The 27,000-nt window shown below is 39.1% G+C and carries 23 protein-coding genes; 13 read left to right on the top strand and 10 right to left on the bottom strand.

The features are described from left to right. Nucleotide 1 precedes the first annotated feature (1 nt). Nucleotides 2-493 (top strand): thermonuclease family protein, encoded by a 492-nt coding sequence (locus tag A994_RS04955; protein ID WP_081580327.1) that lies wholly within the window; start codon nt 2-4, stop codon nt 491-493. A 98-nt stretch (nt 494-591) separates the two neighbouring features. On the opposite strand, the gene A994_RS04950 is transcribed toward A994_RS04955, so the two are convergent. Then, nucleotides 592-1,311: a hypothetical protein gene (locus A994_RS04950; protein WP_004030229.1), complete on the bottom strand. Its 720-nt coding sequence runs from the start codon at nt 1,309-1,311 to the stop codon at nt 592-594. A gap of 138 nt (nt 1,312-1,449) precedes the next feature. Between A994_RS04950 and A994_RS04945 the strand changes: the two genes are divergently transcribed. The 4 genes from A994_RS04945 to A994_RS04930 are packed head-to-tail and all read left to right on the top strand — an operon-like array spanning nt 1,450 to nt 7,873. Beyond that, complete coding sequence (locus A994_RS04945) at nt 1,450-2,514, top strand: DNA double-strand break repair nuclease NurA (RefSeq protein ID WP_004030228.1); 1,065 nt, start codon at nt 1,450-1,452, stop codon at nt 2,512-2,514. Next, nucleotides 2,507-4,039: a helicase HerA domain-containing protein gene (locus tag A994_RS04940; RefSeq protein WP_004030227.1), complete on the top strand. Its 1,533-nt coding sequence runs from the start codon at nt 2,507-2,509 to the stop codon at nt 4,037-4,039. The genes A994_RS04945 and A994_RS04940 overlap by 8 nt, the downstream gene beginning before the upstream one ends. Beyond that, nucleotides 4,039-5,184: a metallophosphoesterase family protein gene (locus tag A994_RS04935; protein WP_004030226.1), complete on the top strand. Its 1,146-nt coding sequence runs from the start codon at nt 4,039-4,041 to the stop codon at nt 5,182-5,184. Before A994_RS04940 ends, A994_RS04935 begins: the two co-directional genes overlap by 1 nt. Beyond that, nucleotides 5,120-7,873: an AAA family ATPase gene (locus A994_RS04930; protein ID WP_237739702.1), complete on the top strand. Its 2,754-nt coding sequence runs from the start codon at nt 5,120-5,122 to the stop codon at nt 7,871-7,873. The genes A994_RS04935 and A994_RS04930 overlap by 65 nt, the downstream gene beginning before the upstream one ends. A 116-nt stretch (nt 7,874-7,989) precedes the next feature. Here the strand turns inward: A994_RS04930 and A994_RS04925 are convergent, their stop codons facing one another. Together A994_RS04925 and A994_RS04920 are read right to left on the bottom strand one after the other, a co-directional pair. Next, nucleotides 7,990-8,295, bottom strand: a complete 306-nt coding sequence (locus A994_RS04925; RefSeq protein WP_004030224.1) for a putative quinol monooxygenase — start codon at nt 8,293-8,295, stop codon at nt 7,990-7,992. Nucleotides 8,296-8,428: 133 nt separating this feature from the next. Continuing rightward, complete coding sequence (locus tag A994_RS04920) at nt 8,429-9,205, bottom strand: SDR family NAD(P)-dependent oxidoreductase (RefSeq protein ID WP_004030223.1); 777 nt, start codon at nt 9,203-9,205, stop codon at nt 8,429-8,431. Nucleotides 9,206-9,771: 566 nt separating this feature from the next. Here A994_RS04920 and A994_RS04915 point away from each other — a divergent pair. Next, nucleotides 9,772-10,371, top strand: coding sequence for a TetR/AcrR family transcriptional regulator (locus tag A994_RS04915; protein WP_004030222.1), 600 nt, complete (start codon nt 9,772-9,774; stop codon nt 10,369-10,371). 226 nt (nt 10,372-10,597) lie between these two features. Further along, nucleotides 10,598-11,275, top strand: coding sequence for an NADPH-dependent F420 reductase (gene npdG / locus A994_RS04910; RefSeq protein ID WP_004030221.1), 678 nt, complete (start codon nt 10,598-10,600; stop codon nt 11,273-11,275). A 168-nt stretch (nt 11,276-11,443) separates the two neighbouring features. Here npdG and A994_RS04905 read toward each other — a convergent pair whose 3' ends face one another. The 3 genes from A994_RS04905 to A994_RS04895 form a co-directional block, all read right to left on the bottom strand. Then, nucleotides 11,444-12,859, bottom strand: a complete 1,416-nt coding sequence (locus A994_RS04905; RefSeq protein ID WP_004030220.1) for an MFS transporter — start codon at nt 12,857-12,859, stop codon at nt 11,444-11,446. A gap of 208 nt (nt 12,860-13,067) precedes the next feature. Further along, the gene (gene serB / locus A994_RS04900) at nt 13,068-14,558 is read right to left on the bottom strand and encodes a phosphoserine phosphatase SerB (RefSeq protein ID WP_004030219.1); all 1,491 of its coding nucleotides are present in this window, start codon (nt 14,556-14,558) and stop codon (nt 13,068-13,070) included. Nucleotides 14,559-14,591: 33 nt separating this feature from the next. Continuing rightward, nucleotides 14,592-15,137, bottom strand: coding sequence for a TATA-box-binding protein (locus A994_RS04895; protein ID WP_004030218.1), 546 nt, complete (start codon nt 15,135-15,137; stop codon nt 14,592-14,594). 434 nt (nt 15,138-15,571) lie between these two features. On the opposite strand from A994_RS04895, the gene A994_RS04890 reads away from it, so the two are divergent. The 6 genes from A994_RS04890 to fen all read left to right on the top strand — a co-directional run bounded on the left by A994_RS04890 (nt 15,572) and on the right by fen (nt 21,400). Continuing rightward, complete coding sequence (locus tag A994_RS04890; protein WP_004030217.1) at nt 15,572-15,976, top strand: hypothetical protein; 405 nt, start codon at nt 15,572-15,574, stop codon at nt 15,974-15,976. Between the two features lie 91 nt (nt 15,977-16,067). Continuing rightward, entirely contained in the window at nt 16,068-16,607 is a 540-nt protein-coding gene (gene cyaB / locus A994_RS04885; protein ID WP_004030216.1) for a class IV adenylate cyclase, read from the top strand. Between the two features lie 561 nt (nt 16,608-17,168). Continuing rightward, complete coding sequence (locus A994_RS04880; protein WP_004030215.1) at nt 17,169-18,344, top strand: homocitrate synthase family protein; 1,176 nt, start codon at nt 17,169-17,171, stop codon at nt 18,342-18,344. A gap of 129 nt (nt 18,345-18,473) precedes the next feature. Further along, entirely contained in the window at nt 18,474-19,718 is a 1,245-nt protein-coding gene (gene hacA / locus A994_RS04875) for a homoaconitase large subunit (RefSeq protein ID WP_004030214.1), read from the top strand. A gap of 2 nt (nt 19,719-19,720) precedes the next feature. Next, complete coding sequence (locus tag A994_RS04870) at nt 19,721-20,254, top strand: chorismate--pyruvate lyase family protein (protein ID WP_004030213.1); 534 nt, start codon at nt 19,721-19,723, stop codon at nt 20,252-20,254. A gap of 159 nt (nt 20,255-20,413) precedes the next feature. Continuing rightward, on the top strand, nt 20,414-21,400 hold the full coding sequence (gene fen, locus A994_RS04865; RefSeq protein WP_004030212.1) for a flap endonuclease-1: 987 nt from the start codon (nt 20,414-20,416) through the stop codon (nt 21,398-21,400). A gap of 22 nt (nt 21,401-21,422) precedes the next feature. On the opposite strand, the gene A994_RS04860 is transcribed toward fen, so the two are convergent. The 4 genes from A994_RS04860 to A994_RS04845 all read right to left on the bottom strand — a co-directional run bounded on the left by A994_RS04860 (nt 21,423) and on the right by A994_RS04845 (nt 26,912). Next, nucleotides 21,423-22,031, bottom strand: a complete 609-nt coding sequence (locus A994_RS04860; RefSeq protein ID WP_004030211.1) for a DUF2119 domain-containing protein — start codon at nt 22,029-22,031, stop codon at nt 21,423-21,425. A gap of 109 nt (nt 22,032-22,140) precedes the next feature. Beyond that, nucleotides 22,141-22,932, bottom strand: coding sequence for a DUF2119 domain-containing protein (locus tag A994_RS04855; RefSeq protein WP_237739701.1), 792 nt, complete (start codon nt 22,930-22,932; stop codon nt 22,141-22,143). A 125-nt stretch (nt 22,933-23,057) separates the two neighbouring features. Next, nucleotides 23,058-24,311 carry an adenosylhomocysteinase gene (ahcY, locus tag A994_RS04850; RefSeq protein WP_004030209.1) on the bottom strand — a complete coding sequence of 418 codons (1,254 nt, stop codon included), beginning with the start codon at nt 24,309-24,311 and terminating at the stop codon, nt 23,058-23,060. 402 nt (nt 24,312-24,713) lie between these two features. Continuing rightward, nucleotides 24,714-26,912: a CDC48 family AAA ATPase gene (locus tag A994_RS04845; RefSeq protein ID WP_004030208.1), complete on the bottom strand. Its 2,199-nt coding sequence runs from the start codon at nt 26,910-26,912 to the stop codon at nt 24,714-24,716. Between the last annotated feature and the right edge of the window lie 88 nt (nt 26,913-27,000).

The following is a 27,000-nucleotide window of genomic DNA, read 5'->3' as shown; positions in this document are numbered from 1 at the left end:
AATGCGCTTGAAATATCTTTTAATTATCATTTGCATCATGGTACTGGCTGTTTCCGGTTGTACCAGTCATGAAGGGAATCCAGTAAACAATTCATCATTCTCTTCTTTAAACAACAGCACCACCTCAGTTCCCTCAACCACTACTTCTACTGGTTCCAGTGATCACGCTGAGGTGAGTGGTAAGTGTTACAAAGTGGTGGATGGAGACACCATTGATGTGGAAGGAGTGGGCAGAGTGAGATTTGTGGGAGTTAACACCCCCGAGAAAGGACAAGCAGGATATCAAACTGCCAAGGACTATGTAACCCGCATGTGTCTGGGTAAAACAGTGGGACTGGACATTGATAATACCAAAAATAAGGATAAATATGACCGTGCCCTGGCAGTGGTGTATGTTGATGGCGTGAATCTCAACCAGGAGCTCTTGAAGAAGGGTTATGCTGAGGTTATGTACATTCCACCCTCGGAGTTTAATCCGTATAGCTGGTTATGATTTAGTAGATGTTGGTAAATTTGAAAAATGATAAGATTTTGAAGATATAATATAATAAATGTAATTGGAATAATGCCAAATTGGCTTTTAAAATAAAATCAAGGGCTGAATTTATAATATTCCCCATCTATAAGCTTAATCTTCTTTAAGACTCCTTTATACTCCAGAGAGGTTATAAGGTTGTACATGGCGATGCTGCTTAATCCCAGCTCCCCGTAGAGTAGATTACCCTCTAAAATTGTTCTGGAAATGTTCCCGGAATCATCCACCAATTTTTTAATTATTTCCAATGATTCCAGTTCAGCTTCAGAGAACTTTTCAATTACTTCCACTTCTTCTGTTTGCTCAGTATCATCCCTATCCTCAATAGGAGTGCCATTCATATTCTCAGTAGGAATGTCATTCATATTTTCAGTAGGAGTGTCCTTCATATCTTCAATAGGAGTATCACTAACCTCAGAACCAATATTCCCAACATCCACAACATCAGCAGAAGAGTTAAAATCATTAACATCATCAAGTAAATCCGGATTATTTTCAACTGTTCCCTCTATAGATTCATCTAAATGTGTTTTTTCCAGAACATCATCACTTTTCTCATTACTTTTACTTCCCCTGTTCTTCTCCAGAGTGATGATCCCATCCTGGAGGGATATGTAATTTTCATTCTCCAGGTGTTCTAAAATTGGGTTAAGATCGTCTTCAGAAGTGTCCAGGTCCAGTTTCAGGATATTGTATGGAACTCCTCCCTGGTATTCTGCACTGAAATATTTAATGCCGTTTAAGACCCTTTTTTGTTGGGATGTGAGGATGTTCATAAATATAGATTGGTTATCTCCATATATTAAAATAAAGTTTAAATCAATGGGAATAAAATATAGGTTATAATGATCATTACCCGCTTATTTATGATAAAAAATGATTGAATGAGATTTATATTGATTTTGAGGGATTAAATGCTGGATTCACTCTATGAAAAAGCTTTAAAAAAGAGAGATAACATCCATCAAAAATTAGAAGGAATTGAATATTCCCTGGTAGATGCTTCCCAACAGTGGATTGATTATCCCCTAGCAGAAATTGGCCGGGATGTGAATATTGGTGCAGGGGATGGCAGTATAAATAAACGCAAATTCCTGCCATTCATATTTTACGCCATTGATGCTGAAGGAATAATTCACTCATCAGAGGGTCTTAAAAAGATTGAAAGCTCTGAAATTGACATCATATCCCACCATAAATATGTTGAAGACCGTTTAAGGAGTTATATGGGGATATTTGAAATTAAAAATGCCCTGAAAATGTTCAATCAACACCATGTTGATTTATTCCTCTTCGATGGATCGATCCTGGGCAATCTCATACGACCGTTCCCTATTGAAAAAGAACTTAAAGAACAGGTTAAAGAGATAATTAGGGAAAAATATTTGCCCCTTCTCGAGAAAAAATTGAATAACTCTCCCGACGTTGAAATTACTTCATCTAAATTTGCTTCTAAAATTTCCAATGAATTTAAAGATGATACTGAGGCAATGATTTACCTGGAAAACCTGGAGAACCTCCGGGTAATCAGTGACTTGATGAAAGAAAACAAAAAAATCGTGGCTATATCCAAAACATCCACCAGTACTGAATATTTCGATAGAAAAATACCGGATATAGCTATATTTGATATGCACAGTAAAAAACAGGGGTATTCTAAACCAAGGTATTCCAATGTTTCCGAGGTTAAAAGGGATTTCCCGGTTAGAAATGATGTTCTAAAGAGCTTGATCTTCACCATTTTCTACGCCAGATTAGAGGACCATAAAAACATTTTAAAATTTGAATTACCGTACCATGCCACAGAAGAAGATATAAGAGATTTATTGAAGTCCATTAAAAATATAAGTGCAGAAGGATATCCATTACTCTTAAAAAAAGCACATAACGATGTTGTAATCCGTAAAAATGACCTGAAAAACCTTTCCAAGATAATGGGATTCATGGAAAAGAGTGGGAGGGAGATGCTAAATGAATGAAATCATTGGAAGATGCATAGGAGAAACATCCCTGGTTAATGTGAGTTTTATCTCCAAAAAAATGCCCAGGGTAGGTGAATACGTCTCCTTAAAATATGATGGGAAGAACGTACTGGGGATGATCGAATCCCTGGTGAGAGGTAGTGTTTCCATTAACGATCAGATATACGACCCCCTGACCATTGAAAAAATCAAAGCCATTGAAGGGGACGACCATTACGTTAAGGGTAGTGTTAAAATACTGGGAGATATTGATGATGACCTGCGCATTCCTCGAACACCTGCTCCCCCTGGAACCGAGATACAGGTGGCAGATTCTGAGGTTTTGAAGAAAATATTCAAAGTGGATAAATACGGTTTAAAACTGGGGAAGTTAATAAGCCAGGAAGAAGTGGGTGTAGAAGTTGACATCAACAGGATGGTGTCCAGGCACCTGGCAGTTCTGGCAATGACCGGTGCAGGAAAGTCAAATACGGTATCAGTCATTGTGGATGGTCTTTTGAATGTTAATGGTAGTGTTCTGATATTTGATATGCATTCGGAGTACGTGAACACTGATTTTGGTACTGATAAAGTCAATGTAATAATACCCCAGATCAACCCCCTCTACCTGTCATTTGGTGAAATCAAAAAATTATCGAACATACCACCCAATGCCTACGTTCAGGAAAGATACTTCTTAAAAGCGTATAAATCCGCACGGAAAAGCCTCATGCAGGGGTCACCCACTGGAAAAGATTTCATTGGATTGATTCAGAGTAAACTGGAAGGTTGGTTAGCTGAATCCGAGGATCCAGATGCTAAATCCACCAATTCCGCAGATAAAAAATCAATAGCCGATGTTTTAAACAAACTGGAACACATGCGGGATAAGTACGGGAACATACTCAGCCTGGAAGCAAAGGATATAATTGACAGTTTGAAAGTGGGCAAAGCCAATATATTGGACCTGGGACCTGTGGATGAATTTGCATCGGATGTGGTGGTTAGTCATATCCTCCGGAATGTCCTGGCCAGTCGGAAAGAGTTTTTAAGAACTGGAGAGGGTCTGGAATTCCCAATATTTTTGATCCTGGAAGAAGCACATATTTTAGCTCCTCAAAATAGGAAAACAGAATCGAAACTGTGGATAAGCAGAATAGCCCGGGAAGGGCGTAAGTTTTCAGTGGGACTGTGCCTGGTGAGCCAGAGCCCCAAATCACTGGACTCTGATGCCCTGTCACAGGCTAACAACATGATAATATTACGCTTGGTGGAACCAACTGACCAGAATCATGTGCAGCGTGCCAGTGAAAGCTTGAGTGATGATTTGATAGCTCAGCTTCCTTCCCTGAATATTGGGGAAGCCATAGTGCTGGGTTTAATGACTCGCATCCCCACTCTGGTTAAGATAGATGAATTCCAGGGGAAGATCACAGGAGGAGACCTTAACATTGTGGAAGAATGGTCAAAATCCCACCAAAATCAGGAAAAACTCCTTGAAGAACAGAAAAGAGAATATGATGATCTGGGAGGAGACTACTGATGCAATTTGCCCATTTAGCTGATACCCATATGGGTTACCGCCAGTACGGACTTACTGAGAGGGAAACTGACTTTTTTGAAGTTTTCGACCAGGCTATTGAGGAGATAATTAGTGAAAGGCCTGACTTTGCCATTCACTCTGGAGATCTGTTTGAATACTCGAGACCCCCAACCAGGGCATTACTCACCGCGCAACATGGTATTTTAAAGTTAAAAGAAGCAAAAATTCCAATTTATGCCATAGCAGGTAATCATGATGTTGTAATGCGTAAAAATGCACTACCACCCCAAATTTTATACAAGGACTTTGGTTTAAAACTCATAAGCCCCAATAATCCATTTTACGTGATAGATGACGTTTTTATAGGTGGATCACCCTACACATCGAAATATCATTCAAAGGCATTGATTGAACGACTGGAAAGTATTGAAAAATCATCCCAGAATTATGAAAAAAGAATTCTGGTCTTACACCAGGGGATTGACCGTTATATCCCCTATGAATATGAGCTTAAAATTGGTGATGTGCCCCAGAGTTTCAACTACTGTGCATTTGGACATATTCATGAAAGGGTGGTTGATGACTTTGGAGCGGGCAAACTGGCCTATCCAGGTTCTACTGAGATATGGCGCTCCAACGAGGTTGAAGGTTATAAAAAGAATGGTAAAGGATTTTATCTGGTGGATATCAGTGGTGATATTCCTGAAATTGAAAATATCAACCTCAAACTCCCCCGTGAGTTTATAAAAAAAACCATTCTGGCCAGTAAACTTCAAGAAGAGTTATCCCGGATTAATCAGTACATCAGCAGTCTCCAGGAAAAACCCATACTCATGGTGACTGTGGAAGGAGGAAATTTCAACCGTTCTGAGGTGTATGAAACTTTAAACCAAACATTATCTGACTCCTGTCTTACAGTACGGCCCAATTATCATCCAACAACCATTGAAAGTGAACCAAATCCTTTTGAAAATGGGAAAGAGGCTTTAAATATTAAAAAAATGATTGAGCATAATCTTAAGGATTTTAACAGCGAAAAAGTTAACCAACTGGCAACCGGGCTCCTGAAAGAACTGTCTGATGGAGATTTCAAGACTGCCCAAACCATTGCCCAGAATTTCTACGAGGATTTATATGATCATTGAAAGTCTTCACATTAGTAACTTTAAATCTCACCGGGACACACGTATCGAGTTTGATACCGGGATATCCATAATAATAGGTGGAAATGGTGCGGGTAAGTCCAGTATCCTTGAAGCAGTGAGTTTTGCATTGTTTAAACAGCACACCAGTAAGAGAATTGAACAGCTTATAACCATTGGCCAGAAGAGGATGTCAGTTGAGATCCAGTTTACTGCCAATGGCCGGACCTACCGGGTACTGAGGGAACGGACAAAAACATCTTCTAAGGCCATTATGAAGATTAAAGAGGGCGGAAGATTCCAATCGTTGGTTTCAGGGGATAAACAGGTGACTCTGGAAGTTCAAAACCTTCTGGAGATGGATGGGGACCTGTTCCTCAATGCAGTCTATGTCAGGCAGGGAGAAATAGCAGATCTCATTGATAAAACCTCTTCTGAAAAAAAACAGATGATTGGAAGACTTCTTGGTATTGATTCCCTTGAAAAGGCCTGGAAAAATTTAAAAGTCATCCTGGATAAGTACAACGAACGAAATATAAGATTGGAAGGAAAAATAGAATCATTTGAGGACTTTGAAACTGAATTTACTGTCAAAAAAGACAGAAAACGTGCACTGGCACTGAAAATTAAGGATATCAACCTTAAAAGAGATGAAAATATTATTGAATCTGATCTTCTCCAGGAGAAGAAGGAGATTCTGGATAAGAGGAGTATGGAATTTGAAAATGCCAATACACTCCTTAAATCCAAAAAAGATTTCCAGGATCAGCTGGAAAAAAGCAGGAAAGATCTTGAAGGTCAGTTAAATGAAATTATCCTTAAAGAAGAAGAAATTACCAGAATAGAACCTCGGTTAAAGAAATTGAACGTTTTAAAAAGTCTTGCCGAGAAAAGTAAAGAGTTAAAAGTTTTACAGAAAGATAAAAAAGGAATAATCACTATTTTAAACGATATTGAACGTTTTGAAAAAGTTTTAAATGAAAATGAACAGTTTTATAATGAGTATTCTGAGTTAGACAGTGAAATTAACAATTTACAGTATGCTAAGGATCAGTTTGAGGGAAGCAGGATGCTGATTCAGCAGTACACAGAAAGAAAGTCTAAAATTGAAGGAAAAATGAAGCAATCCCTCAAAAAAATAAGGGATGTTCTTGAAAAATCCAATCAGGTTTTAGGCACTAGTTTTGCTTCGGTGGAAGAGTTTGAAAATCACTTATCAACGTTTAAACCACAGTTAGAGGCACAGATCAGGGAAGCTTCTGATTCTATTCAGGATATTAAAAGGGAACTGTCTAACCTACAGGTCAAAAATGAGAATCTGGAAAAACCCATAAATGAGTTGGAGCAGGTTAAAGACCAGTGCCCCATCTGTAAATCAGATATAACTCCCCAGAAAAGGGAAGAACTATTAACAGATTATCAATCAGAAATAGAGGATAACCAGGAAATATCAGGGACTTTGAAGGTAAGATTAGATGAACTTGAAAGCAAGAAGAGAATTTTAGATTCCCAACAATCCAACATTCAGAGTATAAATCTGGGAATCCTGAAGGAATACTTAAAATCAGGAAATGATCATCAACAGGAAATTGACAACATTAACTCTAGTCTCCAGGAACTTCAAAAGAAGATAGTTATCCTGGAGAATATTGAAAAGGATATTCAGAACAATAGATCTAAACTGGCTGCCATCAAAGGTAATTATGAGAAATATCTCACTGCTCTTGGGTCTTTAGAGTCCCTGGGCGATTATGAAGAACACAGGGCAAGGTTAGATGAGATCAATGCAGCGATAAGGGATTTGAAGAAAAATATCAGTGCACTGATGGAAATTGCAGGGGACAGCGTGGAAGACCTCCCCGGAGAAATAGCCTACCTTGAACAATTGAGCCGAGAACATCAGCACTTACTGGGGCAAGTCAGTCAGAAAGAGTCCCTAATTCAGAGAATTGATGAAAATCAGAGGCAGATTCGGGAAATCAATGAAGAATTGGACCAAATCCAAAAAGTGATTGATGATTTAAATTACAATGAGGAAGCCCATGAAAGGGTTAAAAATGAATGGAAATTGAAAAATGAAGAATTAATGGAGCTGAGTGGTCAGAAACAGTTGCTGGTCGGACAACTTGATCAACTATCAAACTCCATCCAGGAGATAGAACAGAAACTGGATTCCCTTAAAAAATATGAAAAGGAATTAAAGAATCTTAAAGACTTTTTAAAGCTTTTAAACATCATAAGGGATCTTTACGGTAAAGATGGTGTTCAGAAGGATTTACGGAATATATCCAGGCCACTTATTGAGGAAAAAACAAGGGAGTTATTTGAAAGATTCAACTTTGAATACTCTGATGTGAGGTTGGATGAGGATTACGACGTGACCATCTACGGCCCCAGCGGTGAAAGCAGCCTAGACATGATCAGTGGCGGGGAAAAAATAGCAGTTGCCCTTGCCCTGAGATTAGGGATAACCCAGGTGCTCTCAGGAGGCAATTTAGAGATGATAATGCTGGATGAACCCACCATTCACCTTGATGCCTACAGAAGACAGGAACTAATTGATCTACTCAAGAAGATGTCCATTATACCCCAGATGATCATCGTTACCCATGACGTAGACCTGGAGGATGCTGCGGATAACATTATGAAGATCGAAAAGGAAGATGGTGTTTCATTTCTGGTGGAATCTTAAAATAATTACAGATCACCATTTGAATTTAAATTGTTGAATTTAAAGAATGGAAAAAAGGAGTATAAGGGAAATTAAATCTCTCCTGAAACTCCTTAAATTATGCTTATTTCCCGAAACTATGCCTTTTCAGCTGAAACTTTCTCAGCTGAATATATGTCAACACCCATTTCTTCGGCCAAAATATCTGCAGCAGCCCCACAAAATGCTTTAAAATGGTCGGTTTGCATGTGGGTGTCCAATACTTCTTTGTTTTCCCATTGTTCAATCATTACCAGTGCATCCTCATTTTCAATACTGGCATATAGATTGTAGCTGATGCATCCTGGTTCTAAACGGGTGGCTTTAATCAGATCCTGGGATTTGGAAATGAGTTCATCTCGTTTACCTGGTTTAGCGGTTATAGTAGCTGTTACTATGATCATTAGGTCATTCCTCCTTTAATTTATTTCATGATTCATCTTTAAACTTATTTTATGATTGCAACCATCTTTCTATGATTCCATTCATCTTGTTCTATTCAATCCAATTCATGACAATTTGAACTCTTTTGATAAATCAAACCACTGAGAAACCACCATCAACAAAGATGGTTTGTCCGGTTACATATGAGGATGCTTCTGATGAAAGGAACAGGATTGGTCCGTTTAATTCTCCTTTTTGAGCTGGACGGTTGAGTGGTACAATCCTGCTGTAGGCTTCCAGGAAATCATCAGATTTGAATAAGGTATCTGCTGTCATTTCAGATTCAAATAAACCTGGTCCAACCGCATTGATGGTAATTCCATATTTACCATAGGAACAGGCCATACCCATAGTCAGACCACGAACAGCTGCTTTTGATGCATTGTAAACGTGACGTATGAAGACATCATTCTTATCACCGGCCACAGAATTGATGGAACTGGTATTCACAATTTTTCCATAGTTATTTTCAATCATGTGTGGGATGACGTGTTTTGAGACCAGATAGATTCCTTTAACATTTACATCCATTCCCTTATCCCAGTCTTCAACGCACAAATCACATACACCCCCACGGATTGCCACACCAGCATTGTTCAGGAGAATATCAATTTTTCCAAAATAGTTGATGACTTCTTCAATTGCATTTTCAACACTTTCTTCATTGGCTACATCACACTGAACTGCAAGGGCTTTTCGTCCGGTAGATTCAATTTCTTTTGCCAGTGCTTCTAATCTGTCTTTTCTTCTGGCTAGAAGAGCAACATCAGCACCATTTTGTGCATATGCCATTGCTGCATCTGCTCCAAGACCACCGGAAGCACCGGTTACAACTGCCACTTTCCCCTCTAAATCAAAACAATTTTCCATTCAATCCCTCCACATGTGTTTTTAGGTTAAATTTTATTCTCTATAGACATCTAACTCGGGGTGGTTTCCTCGAGTTGATATTATAATCGCAACATCCCACATATAAACATAGCGATTACTCTGTTTGTAATGATTAATAATCCATATTTATAGTGATTGTTCTCTTTGTAATTCCGAAAAAAATGGTGAATTTTAACTATTTAAGAAAATAAAAGATAAATATCATATTTATTAGAATAAATTAGCACATTTACAGTTAAAATTGAGATATAAATATATTTGAACAGCTTAATTTAATTAATCCCACTTAAGAACCAAATTATCATATTTTTAACATCATTTAGACTTAATATAGGTTTAATAATGATTAAAAACTCTAATTCATTTAAGATTTATATGATAAAAGTTTATTAATCGTTTTCCTCATAGAATTACAATACACAATTTGGAACTGATTTCCTAATCCGGGGTTTTCATTACATCCATAGTGTCCCAGAATACTTTTAAGATTATATATGGTTTTAAGATTAGATACACTCTAAAAAAATTAAAGAAGATGACAAATCATGGAAACAAAATCTAGAATTCTGGAAACAGCTTTCAAGCTTTTTCTAAAAAAAGGATTTGCTGGTGTTTCATTAAATGAAGTTATAAAAGCATCAGATATTACTACTGGTGGTTTTTACTATCACTTTGACAGTAAAGAGGCTTTGATGGTCGCAGTGATTCAAAAATACATTTTTAACTATTTTAATTCAACTATAGAACAGATTAGACATTTTGAAGGCACACCAAAAGAAAAATTAAAAAGTGCAGCACTATCCATGATAGGAGAGGATCAGACCACCCAGCTGGTGGAAAGCACAACAAAAATAGATTACAGAGTCTTGAATCTGTTGTTACTTGAAGGTGTCCAGAAATATGATATAATAAGTGAACATTACACTGAATTTTATTATAACCTGTTTAAATTCAACAAAGATGTGATTGAAGATGGTATATCCCATGGAATAATTAGAACAGATGTGGATCTTAATGAACTAGCCATGATGACTCAAACTGTTCTGGTTGGAACAATTGTAATGTGGGTGATAATGCCAACTCTGCCCCTTGAAAAAACATTACGAACCAACATAGACCAATTATGGGATTATATGAAAAAATAAACCCAAATATTCTTTTTTACGTTTTAAAACTCTTTTTTGGAGTAGTGATTATTGTTATAATTTTCCAATCTTTAGATTTCCAATCTTTAGAGACAAATTTTTAAAGAAATCACATCGTGATTAATCATTACAAACAGAACAATCGCTATGTTTATATAAAAGAACTTCCACCTTACAAAAATAGATACCAAACATGGTAGATAGATGGATAAAAAGGAGTGTTAAAATGAAAATAGCAATAATAGGTGGAACTGGTGGACAGGGACTTGGAATTGCAATACGATTTGTACAAGCAGGAGAAGAGGTTATAATCGGATCAAGAACCATAGAAAAAGCCCAAACAGCAGTAGACAAAGTTAAAGATCTTTTAGACAATGTAGAGAATCTTAAAGCTGCCGAAAACGTTGATGCTGCAGCAGAAGCTGAAATTTTGGTTTTAACTGTACCATTAGCAGCTCAAAAATCAACTTTACTCTCAATTAAAGAAGAAGCAAAGGGTAAAATATTATTAGACGCAACTGGACCTTTAGAATCAGCAATAGGAGGATCACCCACCCGATGCATATACCTACCGGAAGGAGCAGCATCAGAAAGAGCACAGAAGACCCTACCAGAAACCAATATTATCTGTGCATTCAACAACATCAGCAGTGGAGCCCTGATGAATTTCAACGAACCCATAGACTGTGATTGCCTCATATCCGGCGATAACCCAGAATCTAAAGCGACAGCTGCTAAATTAATTGAACAAATACCCGGAGTACAGGTTGTAGACTGTGGACCCCTGGAAAGAGCCCAGATCATAGAAAAAATCACTCCACTGCTCATAGGTTTGAACATTCAAAAAACCTGTAAAGATGCAGGAATACGAATAACTGGCATAAACCCCGAGTGCAAACTGTGATAATTAATTTATTTATTAATTTTTTTAATGATTGAAAGACATTCCAATATTAATTTTTTAAGTACCTAATTACCATTTTTGATAATTTAGTGGGGTTAAAAAAAAGTGGTATTATAAAAAAATATTTGTTTTAAATTTTAATAAAATATGTTTAATTTTATAAAAAATTTAGTGTCCATCCTTTTCTTCCTGGTAATCACTTTCTCCCCTGTACCAGGATATGAATACTCCCACAAAACAGAGGATAGTGAAAACCACAAAACAGATGTGTATACTTCCCAGAAGTGCAGGGTATTGTTCCGGTGTGATCTGCACCCTTCCCAGTAAAAGAGCAAAGACCAGGGTGGCAATCCCAATACTCATGGTCTGGCCTATTAGTCTCATGGTGCTCACTGTGGCTGAGGCCACTCCATAGAATTTTCTTTCCACTGAACCCATTATTACATTGGTGTTTGGTGATGAGAAGAGTCCGAATCCCAGTCCCAGTACTGCCAGCCCTATGATGATATTAATCAGGGATGTATCAGAACCAATGAAAGTGAATGTGAATAGACCTAAGGCAACCACTGCCATCCCGGTGGTAGCAATGAGACGGGCGTCGATCCGGTCTGACATTCGACCTGCCAGAGGTGCGGTTATGGCCATTAGTATAGGTTGAGCCACCAGTATTAATCCAGCAGTCTGGGGTTCAAATCCCCTAATGTACTGAAGATAGTAACTCAAAAGCAGAGTTACCGCGAATGTGGCACTGTAATTGATAAGTGCTGCTATTGAGGAAAATGTGAAGGATGTATTTTTAAACAATCTGACATTAAACACCGGGCTTTTGCTCCTGAGTTCCCATCTGAGGAATGCGAAAAATCCTGCAATTCCCATAATTAACATGATCCAACCGTCAAGTTGTGGGAGATTTGAGAACCCGTACATGACTAAAAACAGCATTATACTGTAGAGTATTGAACCCACCCAGTCAAATTTCTCTCCCCGGGAGGCAGCCCATTCATCTTTGAGTTTCCAGAATACTATGGCCACCACCATGATACCAAATGGTATCATTAATAAAAATAAACTCCTCCAACCCAGGTACTGGGTCATGAGACCACCAATTACCGGGCCCAGGGATAATCCAACATAAACTGCAGCTACATTTATACCAATAGCCTTTCCCCTGTTTTTAGGGTGAAAAACTGAAGTTATTATGGCCAAGCCGGTAACGAAGATCATGGCTGACCCAATTCCCTGGAGCACCCGGAATGCTATTAAAACAATTGAAGAGGGGGCTAAGGCGCAGAAAAGAGATGCCACCGTGAATATGATGATTCCATAGGTGAATATCTTCTTCATTCCATGTATATCCGCCACTCTTCCCAATGGAACTGCAAAAATAGCAGCTGCTAAGAGAAATCCATTGGTAACCCAGTTTAAGAGGATTGCATCTGCCCCAAAATCAATTCCAATGGTGGGTAGAGCAATGTTAATTGAGGTTCCCATGAATGGTGTGAAAAAGGAAGCTATGGATGCTACTAAAAGTGCAGCTATTTTAACATCATTATTAACCTTAAAAGAATTATCAGTAGGTTTCATTTATTCACCAAGCCCATTAAAATTTTTATAAGTAATAATAAAGTGGAATTAACAACTATTTCGGTTATTGATTATCCTTAATGTTCGGTTATAATAATTATCCTTAATATTCCAGTTATAATGCCTTAAATTAGTTACTGGATAAATTGATAACAAAAAAACCTGAAAATAAAAAAATAAAAAATGAGGGTGTGGGCCAGAAATGGCCTCAGACAATGTTGTGTTTCTGTAAGAGAAGTAGTTCCTCTGTGGAAACTTTTTTACCCTCTAAGAACTTACGGTAGATTTCTTCGGCTTTCTCCTTTTCCTCGGAGTTTTTCTTACGCACGACTTCATCTTCAGCGCTTCGTTCTTTAGCTTTAACTCTGTCCATGCCTTTATTGGCTTTCCTAATTTTACCAAAGGTGGCTTTAACCTCTTCATGGACTTTGTTTGCTTTTTCTCGGGTTTCTATGAACTTCTGATGGGCTGCATCTGCCTGGCTGCGGATTTCATCGATGTTGCGGAAGTATTCCAGCATTTTTTCGTGAGTTTCCTGTGCCTTGTCAGATAACTCCACCACTTTTGCATGGTGGGTTTCAGAAACTTCTTTGAACTTTAAAGCTTCACTGCGACTTTCTTCATCTTCTTGCATACCCTGAAGCTTTTTACGGAGATCAGTAACCTTTTTAACCAGTTCATTTTCTTTTCGGATGTCTAAAACTCTGGTTTCAATGGTTTTTTCCAGACGTTTTATTTCATCTTCAATCTGAACGGCTTCCCTTCTTCCGGAGGTCCATTCCATTTTTTTGTAGGACTGATGGGCTTCATCTCTGAGTTTTTTATACTTCTTAACTTCCTGGTTAATCTGGTCCCTTTCATCCCTGTATTTCAGGGCATTGTCCAGGTTTCCTCTTATCTGGGAGTTAAGTTCATCCCGTTCCTGACGGAATACTTTAGCCTCATCATTTAGCTTGTCTCTTTGGGTTGTGAGTTCTTTAAGGGTCTTTTCAAGATCCTTTTTCTTAGATAAAAGTTCGGGGAAGCTTTCTTTAGGTTCATCTTCAGCCTTTTTAGAAGCTTTTTTATCAGAATTTTCATCAAATATTTCCAGTAATTCTCTTAGGTCCTTATTTTCGACGATTACATCTGCTATTTCTTTTAAAACAGGTTTAGCGTTGAATGCTATTCCTAGACCTGCTTCTTCAAGCATGGAAACATCGTTGGCACCATCGCCAACTGCAGCACATTCTTCAGCTGAGATTTTTTCTAGTTTCATCAGTTCCTGTAGAACTTCTTTTTTAGAACCATCTATCAGCGGACCGGTTACTTCACCAGTTAGAACACCATCTTCTTCCTGGAGCGAGTTGGAATACACGTAGTCCAGGTCCAGTTCGTCTTTCATGCGTTGAGCAATACAATCAAAACTGCCAGTTATGGTTGCTATTTTGTAACCCCTCTTTTTGAGCTCTTTAACACTGTCTTTTGCCCCTTCCATAAGGGGAATTTCCAGCATTACCTTGTTGATATCTTCAACTGATGCTCCTTTCAAGAGTAATACTCTTTCTTTCAGGGCTGTTCCAAAATCTATTTTTCCTTCCATGGCCTGACTAGTTATTTTGGAAATTTCTTCGTCTACTCCAGTCACTTTAGCCATTTCGTCTATGACTTCACCGTCTATAAGGACGTTATCAAGATCAAATGCGATAAGTTTAATCAAAAGATCACCAAATATTTACGTAAAAAGATAGAATTATAATAAATCTAATTCAGATAATCTTTCCTTCGTTTTTTCTACACCAAGTTGTGCGTCTGAGATAGTTTTTGCACCGGTACATACTACTTTTCCAGATCCAAATAGTAAAAGTACTACTTTAGGATCACCAAGTCGGTAAACCAAGCCAGGGAATTGTTCTGGCTCGTATTCAGTATTTTCCAGGTCAAGAGCCACTGCCTCCAGGTTGAGTGTTTTATCAAGGTTGGCAGAAGCAACTATGTTTTGAACTTTAATTTCAAATTCATGGGGTATATCAGGGTCAAGGGTGCGCATCTTGTCTACTGCTATGTGTATAGCCTTTTTAGAGTTCTCTATGGACTTAGCTCCGGTGCACACCAGTTTACCGGATCCGAAAATAAGAGCCGCAGTTTTGGGTTCTTTAAGCTTGTAGACTAATCCTGGGAATTGTTCCAGATTATATTCTACACCTTCCAGCGCTGGTGCGACTTGAGGAAGGTCTACGGACTTTCCGAGCGTTGCGGAAGCCACTATGTTCTCCACTTTGATTTCAACTTTTGTCATCTAACATCCTCCCATGGCTACTTGTAACCATGTGCTATTTTATTCTTTTATAAAAGGCTTTATATAAATTATATAAATGACCGTGAATTGGACATAAAAATAGTTAGTTTTATACTGCCAATTTTTTTATAAAAAGATTCATTATCTCACTTTTACCTAGATATGTTCATGACTATATATATTAGTTTCCTGATTATGGGTTTTTTTGAAACTATATTATAATAGTATTAATATTTCATGCACAACAGTGCCCCATCTGTGATGAAGAATTAATCAGGATTAAAATTAAATGAATATTTTGTCCATATCATGTGTAACTATATATTCACATTAATAAACCTTTGTTCACACTAAACTATTAAATAATATACAAATATAATACCATCAAGACCAATTGATCTTATGTTATATTAATCTTACTGGGGTGAGGGGCAATGTTCGGTCCCAAATTTTACCAACAACAACTCGATGAACTCGGAATTGACGGAATGGAAATAAATGTTTCAACCATCAAAGAAGCCATGCAAACCCTTAATGAACTGGAAGAGTATGAAGATATCTTGAAAAAGATGAGGCACAACATCAGGGTGGATATAAGGAACATCAGAAAAGAATATTTGTTGATTTTAAAGGAATTAAATCCCTCACCAGAAGATAAACAAAAAGAAAGTGCTAGAAAAGTTCAAAAAAGAATAAAAAAGAAGAAGAGTGTCTTAAAAAAGAGGGATGCTAAAATAAAATCTTATGAAATTATGGAGAACATGGTGGATAATTATTTAACCCAGATAGATGATGCCCGCATCTATATACGAAATTCAATTGAAACACGTGTGGGGTAGAAATAGAATCGAGTTGTTAACCCAAAAACATAATACATTTTTTTAAAATCAGCTAACTTTATAATCATCACTAAAAATTCAGGAGTTAAACATGATCGAAGTGGAAGTTAAAGCCCACGCACCTCAAGATAAGGGTGCATTGGAAGAAAAACTGGTCGAAATTGGTGCCAGAAGAGTTGGGGAGGAATTTCAGGAGGACGTTTATTTTAATGCACCCCACAGAGACTTCGCACAGACTGATGAAGCCCTCAGAATAAGAAAAGTCACAGATGAATCTTCAGAAAAAATATTCATAACCTACAAGGGCGCCAAGATGGATGAAGTGAGTAAAACCCGGAAAGAAATTGAAGTGGGAGTGGAAGACTCTCATAAAGTGGCTGATATTTTTCAAAATCTCAGTTTCCGTCCAGTGGCAACCGTGAGAAAGAATAGAACTATTTACTCCCTAAAGGATCTGGTTATAACCCTGGATGAAGTTCAGAAAGTGGGCAGTTTCGTGGAGATTGAAAAAGAAATTGAAGAGGGTAACGACACCCAAGAAGCATTGGATGAGATTTTTGCCACCTATTCAAAGATAGGGATAGAAGATGGTTTTGAAAGAAGATCTTACCTTGAACTAATGGAGATTTAAGTGAAAAATCTAATGGAAGTTCAAAAAAAATAAGATCAATAATCCTATACAATTAAAATCAATAATCTTAATTTCTTAATCATACCTGGATGATCCCCTCTGAATAATCCCCATACCGAGACTTCCATTACTTGAATTTAAGTTTAAATATTTGTTATTATTAAAATGAAATTCACTATCTTGAATCCACCTTAATAAAAAAATAGATGAATTTTCCGTTTGAATTTACCTTAAATATTAAGTTTAATCCCAAAATAACCCTGAAAACCTGTTGTTTTTATTAAGAGCACATATTGAGGTTTAAAAAAGAACTAAATGTTACTCCACCGGCAACCGGAATTTGTTATCCGGTGAAATTTAGGATTAAAACGAAAAGTTCATTTATATTTAAATAATAATGATCCAAGATAGTCTATGGATATTTCTATCCTAGTGATTATCCAATGAAAATCACAGAATTCCAGAAAATCATAGTTATAATAATTATATTCCAGATTTAATTCATTATTGGATGGAATTCAAACATTTATTGTATAATATCTAAAAACAGGTGGTAATGTTTTGAAATATTTCGTAAGTCCTTATAACCAGTCCGTTGATTTAAAATTTCCGGAAAAAATCACTGTTTATGACACTACACTTCGGGATGGTGAACAAACACCAGGTGTCTGTCTCCGGACACCAGAAAAACTTCAGATAGCACGAAAACTTGATGAATTGGGATTACACCAGATTGAAGCAGGTTTCCCCGTAGTTTCCCGTGAAGAAAAACGTTCAGTGAAGGCTATTGCAGATGAAAATTTAGATGCTCAGATATTAGCACTCTCCCGTACCAAGAAAGAAGATATAGACACAGCCATTGATTGTGATGTAGATGGAATAATCACTTTCCTGGGTACATCTGCTCTTCATCTTAAACATAAGCTTAACGTAACCCCGGAAGATGCTTTGAACATCTGCATGAACTCAATTGAACACGCCAAAGATCACGGTCTTTTTGTGGCATTCTCAGCAGAAGATGCAACCCGTACTGATCTAGACTTTTTGAAAAATGTTTACAATAAAGCAGAGACTTATGGTGCGGATCGGGTACACATTGCCGATACAGTTGGTGCAATAAGTCCCCAGGGTATGGATTATCTGGTGAGGGAGTTAAGAAAAGAAATTAACATAGAAATAGCCTTACACTGCCATAATGACTTTGGAATGGCTCTGTCAAATTGTATTTCAGGTTTACTGGCAGGTGCCACTGCAGTTTCCACTACAGTTAATGGGATAGGTGAAAGAGCAGGCAACACCTCCCTTGAGGAACTGGTCATGACCTTACTCCTTATTTACGGAGTGGATCTGGATTATAACATTGGTGTGTTCTATGAACTTTCCCAGATGGTAGAAAAACTTACCAATATGAAAGTTCCTGATAACAAGCCCATTGTGGGTAAAAACGTGTTTCGACACGAATCAGGCATACACGTGGACGCAGTGATTGAAGAACCTTTAACCTATGAACCATTCCTCCCTGAACTTATCGGCCATCAAAGACGGATTGTGCTTGGTAAACACTCCGGTTGCAGAGCAGTGAAGGCCAAACTGGATGAATGCGGGATTGCTGTTACCAAAGATGAGTTGTGTAAAATCGTTGGCATGGTAAAGGAAAAACGAGAAGAAGGGAAATACATCAACGATAACGTTTTCAACGATATCGTACGTTCAGTTCGAGGCCCATTTGAGTTTTAAGCACATCCCATTGATTTAGCTGGATAACCTATTAGATTACTTAGGTAACTGGAATAATTTAATGAATCAATCTAAAAATAAAAAAGTAAACAATAATCATATTTTACTATTGTTAATGGTGTTTTATTTATGAATATCACTGAAAAGATACTGGCCAATGCTTCTGGAGCAAAAGAAGTCCAGCCCGGAGAGATCATTGAAGCAGAAGTAGATCTGGCCATGACCCATGACGGAACATCACCCCCCACCATCAACACCTTCAATAAAATAGCTGACAAGGTGTGGGATCCTGATAAAATTGTCTTAGTCTATGACCATAATTTACCGGCAAATAACATTGGTTCTGCTGAATTCCAGAGGATAACCAGAGATTTCGCTAGGAAACAGGGAATCAAAAAATTTTACTCCCATGGAGAAGGAATATGCCATCAGGTCCTTCCTGAAGAGGGCCTCATCAAACCGGGCATGGTAGTGGTGGGTGCTGATTCCCACACCTGCACTTACGGAGCTTTTGGTGCCTTTGCCACTGGTATGGGTGCCACTGATATGGCAGTGGTGTATGCAACAGGAAAAACATGGTTCATGGTTCCGGGAGCATTGAAAATTGAAGTGGATGGAATTTTAACCGAAAACGTTACTGCTAAAGATCTGATTCTTCATATAATTGGTGAAATAGGTTCCTATGGTGCTACTTATAAATCTCTGGAATTTTGTGGAAATACAGTCCAGAATATGGATGTATCCGGAAGAATGACCATGTGTAACATGGCAGTGGAGTCCGGGGCCAAAAATGGGATAATGGAACCCAACCCGGCTATTTTAAAATATTTAAAAGAGCGTAATGTGACTGATTTCCAGATATTCACCTCAGATGAGGATTCTGTTTATGAAAAATCCCATTATTTCCAGGTGGATGACCTGGAACCCCAGGTAGCATGCCCCCACAATGTGGATAATGTGCACCCTGTTTCTAAGGTTTCTGGTGAAACCATTGACCAGGCATTCATTGGTTCATGTACCAATGGTCGACTGGAGGATCTGCGCATGGCTGCCCATGTACTGGAAAACGAGAAAGTTCATCCAGATGTTAGACTCATCGTGTCACCTGCCTCTCGCCGAATTTATCAATCGGCAATAGCCGAAGGAATCGTGGAAACATTCCTGGAAGCAGGAGCCATCATCATAAACCCTGGATGTGGACCCTGTTTAGGTGCCCATATGGGTGTTTTAACTGCAGGAGAGGTGTGTATCTCCACCACCAACCGTAACTTCGTTGGTCGTATGGGTGACCCCCTATCTGAGGTTTACCTGGCCAACCCGGCTGTGGTGGCTTACTCTGCCATTCACGGTGAAATAAGAAACCCCAGTGAATAAAAATGGACCCAAAAATCTTTGAAGGAATAAAACAGATTGAAAAAGAGTTAGGAACTCTTTCCAGTGCTGAAAAAATACTTTTAGCTACTGATGGCTCGGTAACCACTATCCTGGACGTGCTCAAAGGACATGTGCACATTAGGACCCTAATTCAAGAATTCCAGAAAGCAGATAAAGAAGCTGCTAGCCTCCTGGATATTGAAGTTGGTGACACTATCAACTACCGGGTAGTGGTTATTGAAGGTCAAACTCCCCTGATATATGCTATTTCCATGATCCCCGTGGAACGATTAGACAATGATTTTAAGGAAGACCTCATCAGGGCAGATATTCCCATAGGCCGCATTCTACGCAAACACAACATTGAATCCCGTAGGGAGATAAAATCAGTTTCACTGGAAAAACCAGATCCAGAAATGGTTGAAATCTTCAAAACTGATACCCCCATGCTGAAGAGGACCTATAATATAATCCATAAGGACCAGGTGCTGGTTTGGCTCATGGAAACATTCCCTCACAGTTTATTTAAAGATTAAATTCATTTATTAAACTATAAATCATCCATTAACAGGTTACAAGCCAATTGAACTAAAAAAAATACATAATCCAACAAATAATACAAATTAATAGTACATTTTAATGATTCAAATATTGTTAATGATTTATTACGATACGATTTAGGGGTTGAATTTAGTATGGGTGTGAAGTTCAAGGACATAGTATCTCCAGAAGAAATTAAATTTGAGGATCTGGATGGTAAAGTGGTGGCTCTGGATGCAGCCAATGTCATTTACCAGTTTCTTTCCAGTATCCGTCAGATCGACGGTACTCCCCTCAAGGACCAGAATGGAAGAATTACCTCTCATTTTAGTGGAATCTTATACCGCACATCATCCCTGGTGGAAAAGGGAATTAAACCCATCTATGTTTTCGATGGCCAGTCCAGTGCCCTTAAAAAAGAAACACAACAAAAAAGAAGGGAAATAAAGGAAGAATCAGAGCGCAGGTGGAAAGAAGCCTTAGAAGAAGGGCGTTTAGATGATGCCAGGAAATTCGCGGTCAGATCTTCCCGTATGTTCCCTGAAATTGTGGAAGGTTCTAAAAAACTGATTAAACTCATGGGAATTCCATATATCCAGGCTAAGGGGGAAGGGGAAGCCCAGGCATCTTACATGGTTGCACAAGGGGACGCATGGTGTGTTGCCTCCCAGGATTATGATTGCATGTTATTCGGAGCACCGCGCATGGTTAAAAACCTGACCATCAGTGGAACTCAGAAAACCCCCGAAATCATTGAACTGAACAAGATCCTGGAAAACTTGAGCATAACCCGTGAACAACTGGTGGATCTTGCCATTATGGTGGGCACGGATTTCAACCAGGGAATCAAGGGAATTGGAGCTAAAAAGGGTTTGAAACTCATTAAAGAACATGGTGACATCTATCATATCCTGGAAAAGCTGGATATTGAACTTGATGTGGATCCCCGTACCCTGCGTGAAATGTTCCTTAACCATGATGTGGATTCAGACTATGATCTGAAATGGCAAAAAGCTGACGAAGAAGGTATTGTGAATTTCCTCTGTGGAGAACATGATTTTTCTCAAAACAGAGTTTTAAGTGCTGTGGATAAGCTCAAAAAATTGCAAACCACCCAGAGCAGCCTGGAACAGTGGTTTTAAATCAGCACTGACAATCAAACATCTAAAATGGCGGATAATCCCCAAAAAACTCCCGAGCATACTTGCGAGCAGTCTCTACCTGAGATGGATAACTTTTTTCCATCCTTTTTTCCACTTCATCCCTATTATTTGAGACAGCAAATATTCTTAAAACATTCAGGTAAACATCCAGAGAATCCCGCGAAGGATTGCATGGCATTTCCAGTGTGATACAAACATCATTTCTGGTAAAATAAGTGGTTCTAATATTCGGAGATGCTGATCCCAGGAGTACTCCTTTACCCAGTTCTATAAGTGGCGGAACTTTCTCTTTGATCCATCTCATCGGAGAAGTCAATCTATTGTAGCTTTTTTCTTTATAACAGTGCGCTTCCACGTAGATTTGGGGTTTATAATAGTTTATTAAGTACAGAACTTCTTTACCCACCTTGGATTCATAGTAAAGAGGATCAAGGGTGCTCCGGTAGAGGCTCACATCACAGTTGTGGATCACCAGTTTTCCTTCATCCACATCCTCATCCTTAATCTCCTGAAGGGCTTTAATAGTGCTCAAACCTTCCCTTCCATGAACTCCACCTATAAAAAGCCGGTTTATTCCATTTCCTTTATCTATGATTTTAAAGTAAGCCAAAACCATCACCTGATTAAAGTTCATTTACCAAGGTTTTACCTGAAATTTAGAATTTGATTAAAATAGATTTGGTTAAAAATAATTATACTATGTTCCTGGTTTTTTTTGTTTATGGTCTTTTATTACATTTGAATGAATTGTATTCATTAAAAATAAGGAATGCTCCTTCTAATTGTTTGATCTGTTTAGGATTTACTTTAAAATTTCCTTTTTCTATCACATCAACTATCAATTCATTCAGGTCATTGAAATCCTTTAAATCTGTTTCCGGTGCTCTTTGTTTAATTTCCTGAAATGCCAGGTGAAAGTTCAGGGAATAATCCTTAAAATAATTATCCAAACGTTCCACCTGCTCAGGGTAAATTTTCTTTAATTTTTCCATTATCTCCAGACGGTTACTGGATCCAGCAAGTATTTCCATGAATGAAATGCATGTCTGCAGTGATTTTGAGGAAGGATCACAGGGGACCTCCAGAGTAAAAGGAAAATCATTAAGATCAAAAAAATTAGAACGTGCAAATGGAGATATAGAACCAATTAATACTCCATTTTCAAGTTCCACCAGGCCGGGCACTCCGAAAACTTCTTTGCGATCTTCTCGGGTGAGTTTAGGATAATTATCAGGACGATAGCAGTGTATTTCCAAGTATATGCTTGGCTGGTTTTTCATTACAAGGTCAATGAGTCTGCTACCGGCAAGTGAAAGGTAGTAAAGGGGATTTAGGGTACTCAGGTAAGGGCTGGGGGGCATGTTACATAATTCCAAGTATCCTTCAGTGACTTGGATATCATTAGCTGCCTCAATGATGCGTATGGTGGTTAAACTTTCCTTACCATGTATTCCTCCCACAAATAGGCGTGAAGTCCCTTTATTCACACCTATTCTTTTGAAAAAATCCATCACCATTTTTAGTCCCTTAATACAGCCCATTGAACTTTTATAGTTTGCAACTCAACTCATCGGGCCAATTAAACCAATTATGGATTTAATAGGTTAATAAAACTTATTGAACTTTTTTAGGTTTTTTAGGTTCCCTGTTCCCATCCATCCAGGTATTCAACCTGTTCTTCTGTCAGGTCATCAATTTCAATACCCATAGCTTCTAATTTGAGTCGTGCCACGCGCATATCTGCCTCATCAGGTGTTTTATGTACTCCTACTTCCATAGAAGTGTTTACAAGCTGTTCTGCAGATAATGCCTGCATTGCAAAGCTCAGGTCCATGATCTCGGCAGGGTGTCCCTGTCCTCTTTCACCAGCCAGGTTAACCAGCCTTCCTTCTGCAAGGAGGTATATTCTGCGACCATCTTCCATTACAAATTCATCAATGTCTGCTTTCATTTTTCCCTGTTTTACAGCCATCTGGTCCAGGTCTTCCCGGTTTATTTCCACGTTGAAGTGACCGGAGTTGGCCATTATGCAACCATCCTTCATTACCTTAAAGTCATCTCCAGAAACAACATCTAGGTTTCCAGTGGCAGTGACCAGTATGTCCGCGTGTTTAACTGCTTCGCGAACTGTCATAACCCTGTAACCATCCATCCGTGCTTCTAATGCTCGTATTGGATCAACTTCGGTTACAATTACGTTAGCTCCAAGTCCATCGGCACGCATGGCTATTCCACGACCGCACCATCCGTATCCACATACAACCACGTTTTTTCCAGCTATCAGGACGTTAGTGGAACCCATAATGGAGTCGAAGGTTGATTGTCCGGTTCCGTAACGGTTGTCGAAGAGGTATTTGGTGTAGGCATCGTTAACCGCTATCACCGGGAATTCAAGTGCTCCATCCGCGTGCATGGATTTCAATCGGTGAATTCCAGTGGTGGTCTCTTCACAGGCCCCTTTGATCTTATCCAGGACATCCCTCCTTTGGCGGTGGATCATGAATATCATGTCAGCTCCATCATCAATGATGATGTCTGGTTTGTGATCTAGTACCATGTTGATGGTCTGGTAATATTCTTCGTTGGTTTGTTCTCTCCAGCCATACATGTTAAGGCCCAGACTGGCACCCGCTGCTGTGGCATCATCCTGAGTTGAAAGCGGATTGCAGCCTGTCATTGCCACTTCCGCCCCACCTGCCTGCAGTGTTAAACCCAGGTTGATGGTTTTAGGTTCCAGGTGCAGGCAGGAGCCTATGGTGATCCCCTCAAATGGTTTTTCTTTTTCGAAACGTTTTTTAATGGTTTCCAGAACTGGCATGTGTCTTTGAACCCATTCAATCTTCTTTATACCCTGAGGAGCTAATTCCATATCTTTTACTTTATAAGGCATTGTTATCACCGTTACATCCATGTCAAATCAATACTAAAATAATATCAAGTTATAAATGTTAATTCTCTGTTCTAATATAATAAAGTCTCCCTGTTCCCTGATAATATTTATCGTTTTTACATTTTATTGTAGACCAGTGCAATTGGAGATAAGTAATTCGTGTGAAGAGTGTGGATAACAAAGGCGAAAATAAGATTGAGCACAATTTGTTAGGTTAAATAAAGTATGGTAAAATAGATTATGGTAAAATAGGTTAAAATTCATGAATAGATACAAAATAAAAAAAAGGAGAAGATTCCATTAGATTTATATAGAATCTCCTCCAGTTAGGGGGTTTTAAGGTCTTAAGGTTTTACAAGTTGCAATTATGATATTTTTTTGGAGTTGGAGTCGTACTGGGTTTTAGTGATACTGGACCATGTCCACGTTTTCCTCAGTTTTGACCTTTTTCATGGCTTTTTTGAAGTATTTCATCTTCACCTGTTCTGCTTTGAGGTCATCCCTAAGGGTTAACATTACCGCTTCCCTGCATACTGCTTCAATATCAGCACCCACGTATTTTTCAGTGCTCTTGGCCAGGTACTCCAGGTCCACGTCATCGGCCAGTGGCATGTTTTTGGTGTGTACCTTGAATATTGCCAGTCTGGCTTCTTCATCAGGGTCATTCACCTTCACGTGTCTGTCAAATCTGCCAGGTCTTAAGAGTGCGGGATCCATGATGTCCACCCTGTTGGTGGCGGCGATTACGGCCACATCCTGCAGTTCTTCCAATCCATCGATTTCGGTGAGTAACTGGTTCACCACTCTCTGGGTTACTCCACTGTCAGAGCTTGCGCCGGATCTGGCTGAAGCTATGCTGTCTATTTCATCGAAGAATATCACTGTGGGTGCGGTCTGCCTCGCCTTGCGGAAAACTTCCCTTACACCTTTTTCTGATTCACCCACCCATTTAGAGAGTAATTCAGGGCCTTTAACTGCTATGAAGTTGGCTTTACTTTCATTGGCTACTGCCTTGGCCAGTAATGTTTTACCAGTACCCGGTGGTCCATATATCAACACCCCACGGGGCGGTGTGACTCCAAACTTGTCGAAGCTTTCGGGATATTTTAAAGGCCATTCTACCGCTTCTCTGAGTTCCTGTTTGGCGTCTTCCAGGCCACCAATATCTTCCCATTTGACATCAGGCACCTGTACCAGAACTTCACGGAGGGCAGAGGGTTGAACCTCTTTTAAGGCCTCTTTGAAGTCTGATTTCTTGATAATCATCTTTTTAAGGGTTTCTTTGGGTATTTCCTCATCGGCCTTGATATCCGGGAGCACCCTGCGCAGGACTCTCATTGCTGCTTCTTTACAGAGCATTTCCAGGTCTGCACCTACAAATCCATGGGTGGTGTCTGCAATTTCATCAAGATCAACCTTGTCATCTAAGGGCATTCCCCTGGTGTGTATCTGTAGGACTTCCTGGCGTCCATCCTTATCAGGTACACCAATTTCTATTTCCCGGTCAAATCTTCCACCACGGCGCAGGGCAGAGTCCAGTGCATCTGGTCGGTTGGTGGCACCGATAACTACTACCTGACCTCTGGTTTTAAGACCATCCATTAGTGTCAGTAACTGGGCAACCACACGTCTTTCTGTTTCTCCAGAGACTTCTTCACGTTTAGGTGCTATTGCATCAATTTCATCTATGAATACAATGGAGGGGGCGTTTTCTTCTGCTTCTTCGAAGAATTCCCTTAGTTTTTCTTCGGATCCACCCACGTATTTACTCATGATCTCGGGTCCCTGTATGGCAATGAAGTGGGCGTCACTTTCATTGGCCACAGCTTTAGCCAGTAATGTTTTACCAGTACCCGGTGGTCCGTGCATCAGGACTCCTTTTGGTGGGGATATTCCCAGTCTTTCAAAGAGTTCTGGACGTTTCAGGGGTATTTCAATCATTTCCCTGACTTTTTTCACTTCCTCTTTTAGGCCGCCTATGTCTTCGTAGGTGACATCAACCAGGGTTTTCACTCCTTCCAGTTTGGATACATCAACTGGATCGGTTTGAACTTCCACATCACTCATTTCGGTTATTTTAACTGCTCCAGCGGGTTTAGTGGAGACCACTGCCAGTTTCAGTTCTCCCATGGGGCTGACATCGGTCATGGCATCCCGGAAGAACTCGTCAAATAGGCTTCCTCGCATGGCGGTTTGCTGCTGTTGCCTGATTCCAGTTACGATGATGTCTCCTTTGGATAGTACTCTCCCCTGGAATGCTCCTTTAACATCTCCCCTGATCATGATTTTTTGATCCACTGGGGCCAGCACCACTTTTTGTGCTTCTTTAACCTGGGCTTTTCGTACGGTTACTTCTTCTCCCAGGGATGTTCCTGCATTTTTTCGGATATATCCATCGATCCGTATGATTCCCAGTCCTATATCTGATTGGGATGAAGCCACAGTGGTGGCGGTGAGCTTTCGACCTTCGATTTCAATCATATCTCCATCCAGAAGATCGAGCTTGCCCATGCAAGCTGGGTCTATCCTGGCTATGGATCTACCAACATCGGCCTGTGAAAATGCTTCTGCTACTTTTAGTTTCATATCTTCGCTTTTCATGATAATTCCCCCTGTAAATTCTTTTATATCTTGAATGAAAATAATTTATCTATTAAAAAATAAATATAAATCATTAGTGTATTTAGTT

Source organism: Methanobacterium formicicum DSM 3637, from assembly GCF_000302455.1.
GTDB lineage: Archaea > Methanobacteriota > Methanobacteria > Methanobacteriales > Methanobacteriaceae > Methanobacterium > Methanobacterium formicicum_A.
Note: the sequence above shows the minus strand (reverse complement) of the source record. Positions and strands in the feature narration are given on the sequence as shown.

Coding starts and splice junctions, on each gene's coding strand:
- A994_RS04905 (WP_004030220.1), bottom strand. CDS start 12,859: ATGAAACCTACTGATAATTCTTTTAAGGTTAATAATGATGTTAAAATA.
- A994_RS04870 (WP_004030213.1), top strand. CDS start 19,721: ATGGACCCAAAAATCTTTGAAGGAATAAAACAGATTGAAAAAGAGTTA.
- A994_RS04950 (WP_004030229.1), bottom strand. CDS start 1,311: ATGAACATCCTCACATCCCAACAAAAAAGGGTCTTAAACGGCATTAAA.
- A994_RS04915 (WP_004030222.1), top strand. CDS start 9,772: ATGGAAACAAAATCTAGAATTCTGGAAACAGCTTTCAAGCTTTTTCTA.
- A994_RS04920 (WP_004030223.1), bottom strand. CDS start 9,205: ATGGAAAATTGTTTTGATTTAGAGGGGAAAGTGGCAGTTGTAACCGGT.
- A994_RS04925 (WP_004030224.1), bottom strand. CDS start 8,295: ATGATCATAGTAACAGCTACTATAACCGCTAAACCAGGTAAACGAGAT.
- hacA (WP_004030214.1), top strand. CDS start 18,474: ATGAATATCACTGAAAAGATACTGGCCAATGCTTCTGGAGCAAAAGAA.
- A994_RS04935 (WP_004030226.1), top strand. CDS start 4,039: ATGCAATTTGCCCATTTAGCTGATACCCATATGGGTTACCGCCAGTAC.
- ahcY (WP_004030209.1), bottom strand. CDS start 24,311: ATGCCTTATAAAGTAAAAGATATGGAATTAGCTCCTCAGGGTATAAAG.
- cyaB (WP_004030216.1), top strand. CDS start 16,068: ATGATCGAAGTGGAAGTTAAAGCCCACGCACCTCAAGATAAGGGTGCA.
- A994_RS04945 (WP_004030228.1), top strand. CDS start 1,450: ATGCTGGATTCACTCTATGAAAAAGCTTTAAAAAAGAGAGATAACATC.
- fen (WP_004030212.1), top strand. CDS start 20,414: ATGGGTGTGAAGTTCAAGGACATAGTATCTCCAGAAGAAATTAAATTT.
- A994_RS04845 (WP_004030208.1), bottom strand. CDS start 26,912: ATGAAAAGCGAAGATATGAAACTAAAAGTAGCAGAAGCATTTTCACAG.
- A994_RS04895 (WP_004030218.1), bottom strand. CDS start 15,137: ATGACAAAAGTTGAAATCAAAGTGGAGAACATAGTGGCTTCCGCAACG.
- A994_RS04855 (WP_237739701.1), bottom strand. CDS start 22,932: ATGGATTTTTTCAAAAGAATAGGTGTGAATAAAGGGACTTCACGCCTA.
- A994_RS04930 (WP_237739702.1), top strand. CDS start 5,120: ATGGAGATTTCAAGACTGCCCAAACCATTGCCCAGAATTTCTACGAGG.
- npdG (WP_004030221.1), top strand. CDS start 10,598: ATGAAAATAGCAATAATAGGTGGAACTGGTGGACAGGGACTTGGAATT.
- A994_RS04890 (WP_004030217.1), top strand. CDS start 15,572: ATGTTCGGTCCCAAATTTTACCAACAACAACTCGATGAACTCGGAATT.
- A994_RS04940 (WP_004030227.1), top strand. CDS start 2,507: ATGAATGAAATCATTGGAAGATGCATAGGAGAAACATCCCTGGTTAAT.
- A994_RS04955 (WP_081580327.1), top strand. CDS start 2: ATGCGCTTGAAATATCTTTTAATTATCATTTGCATCATGGTACTGGCT.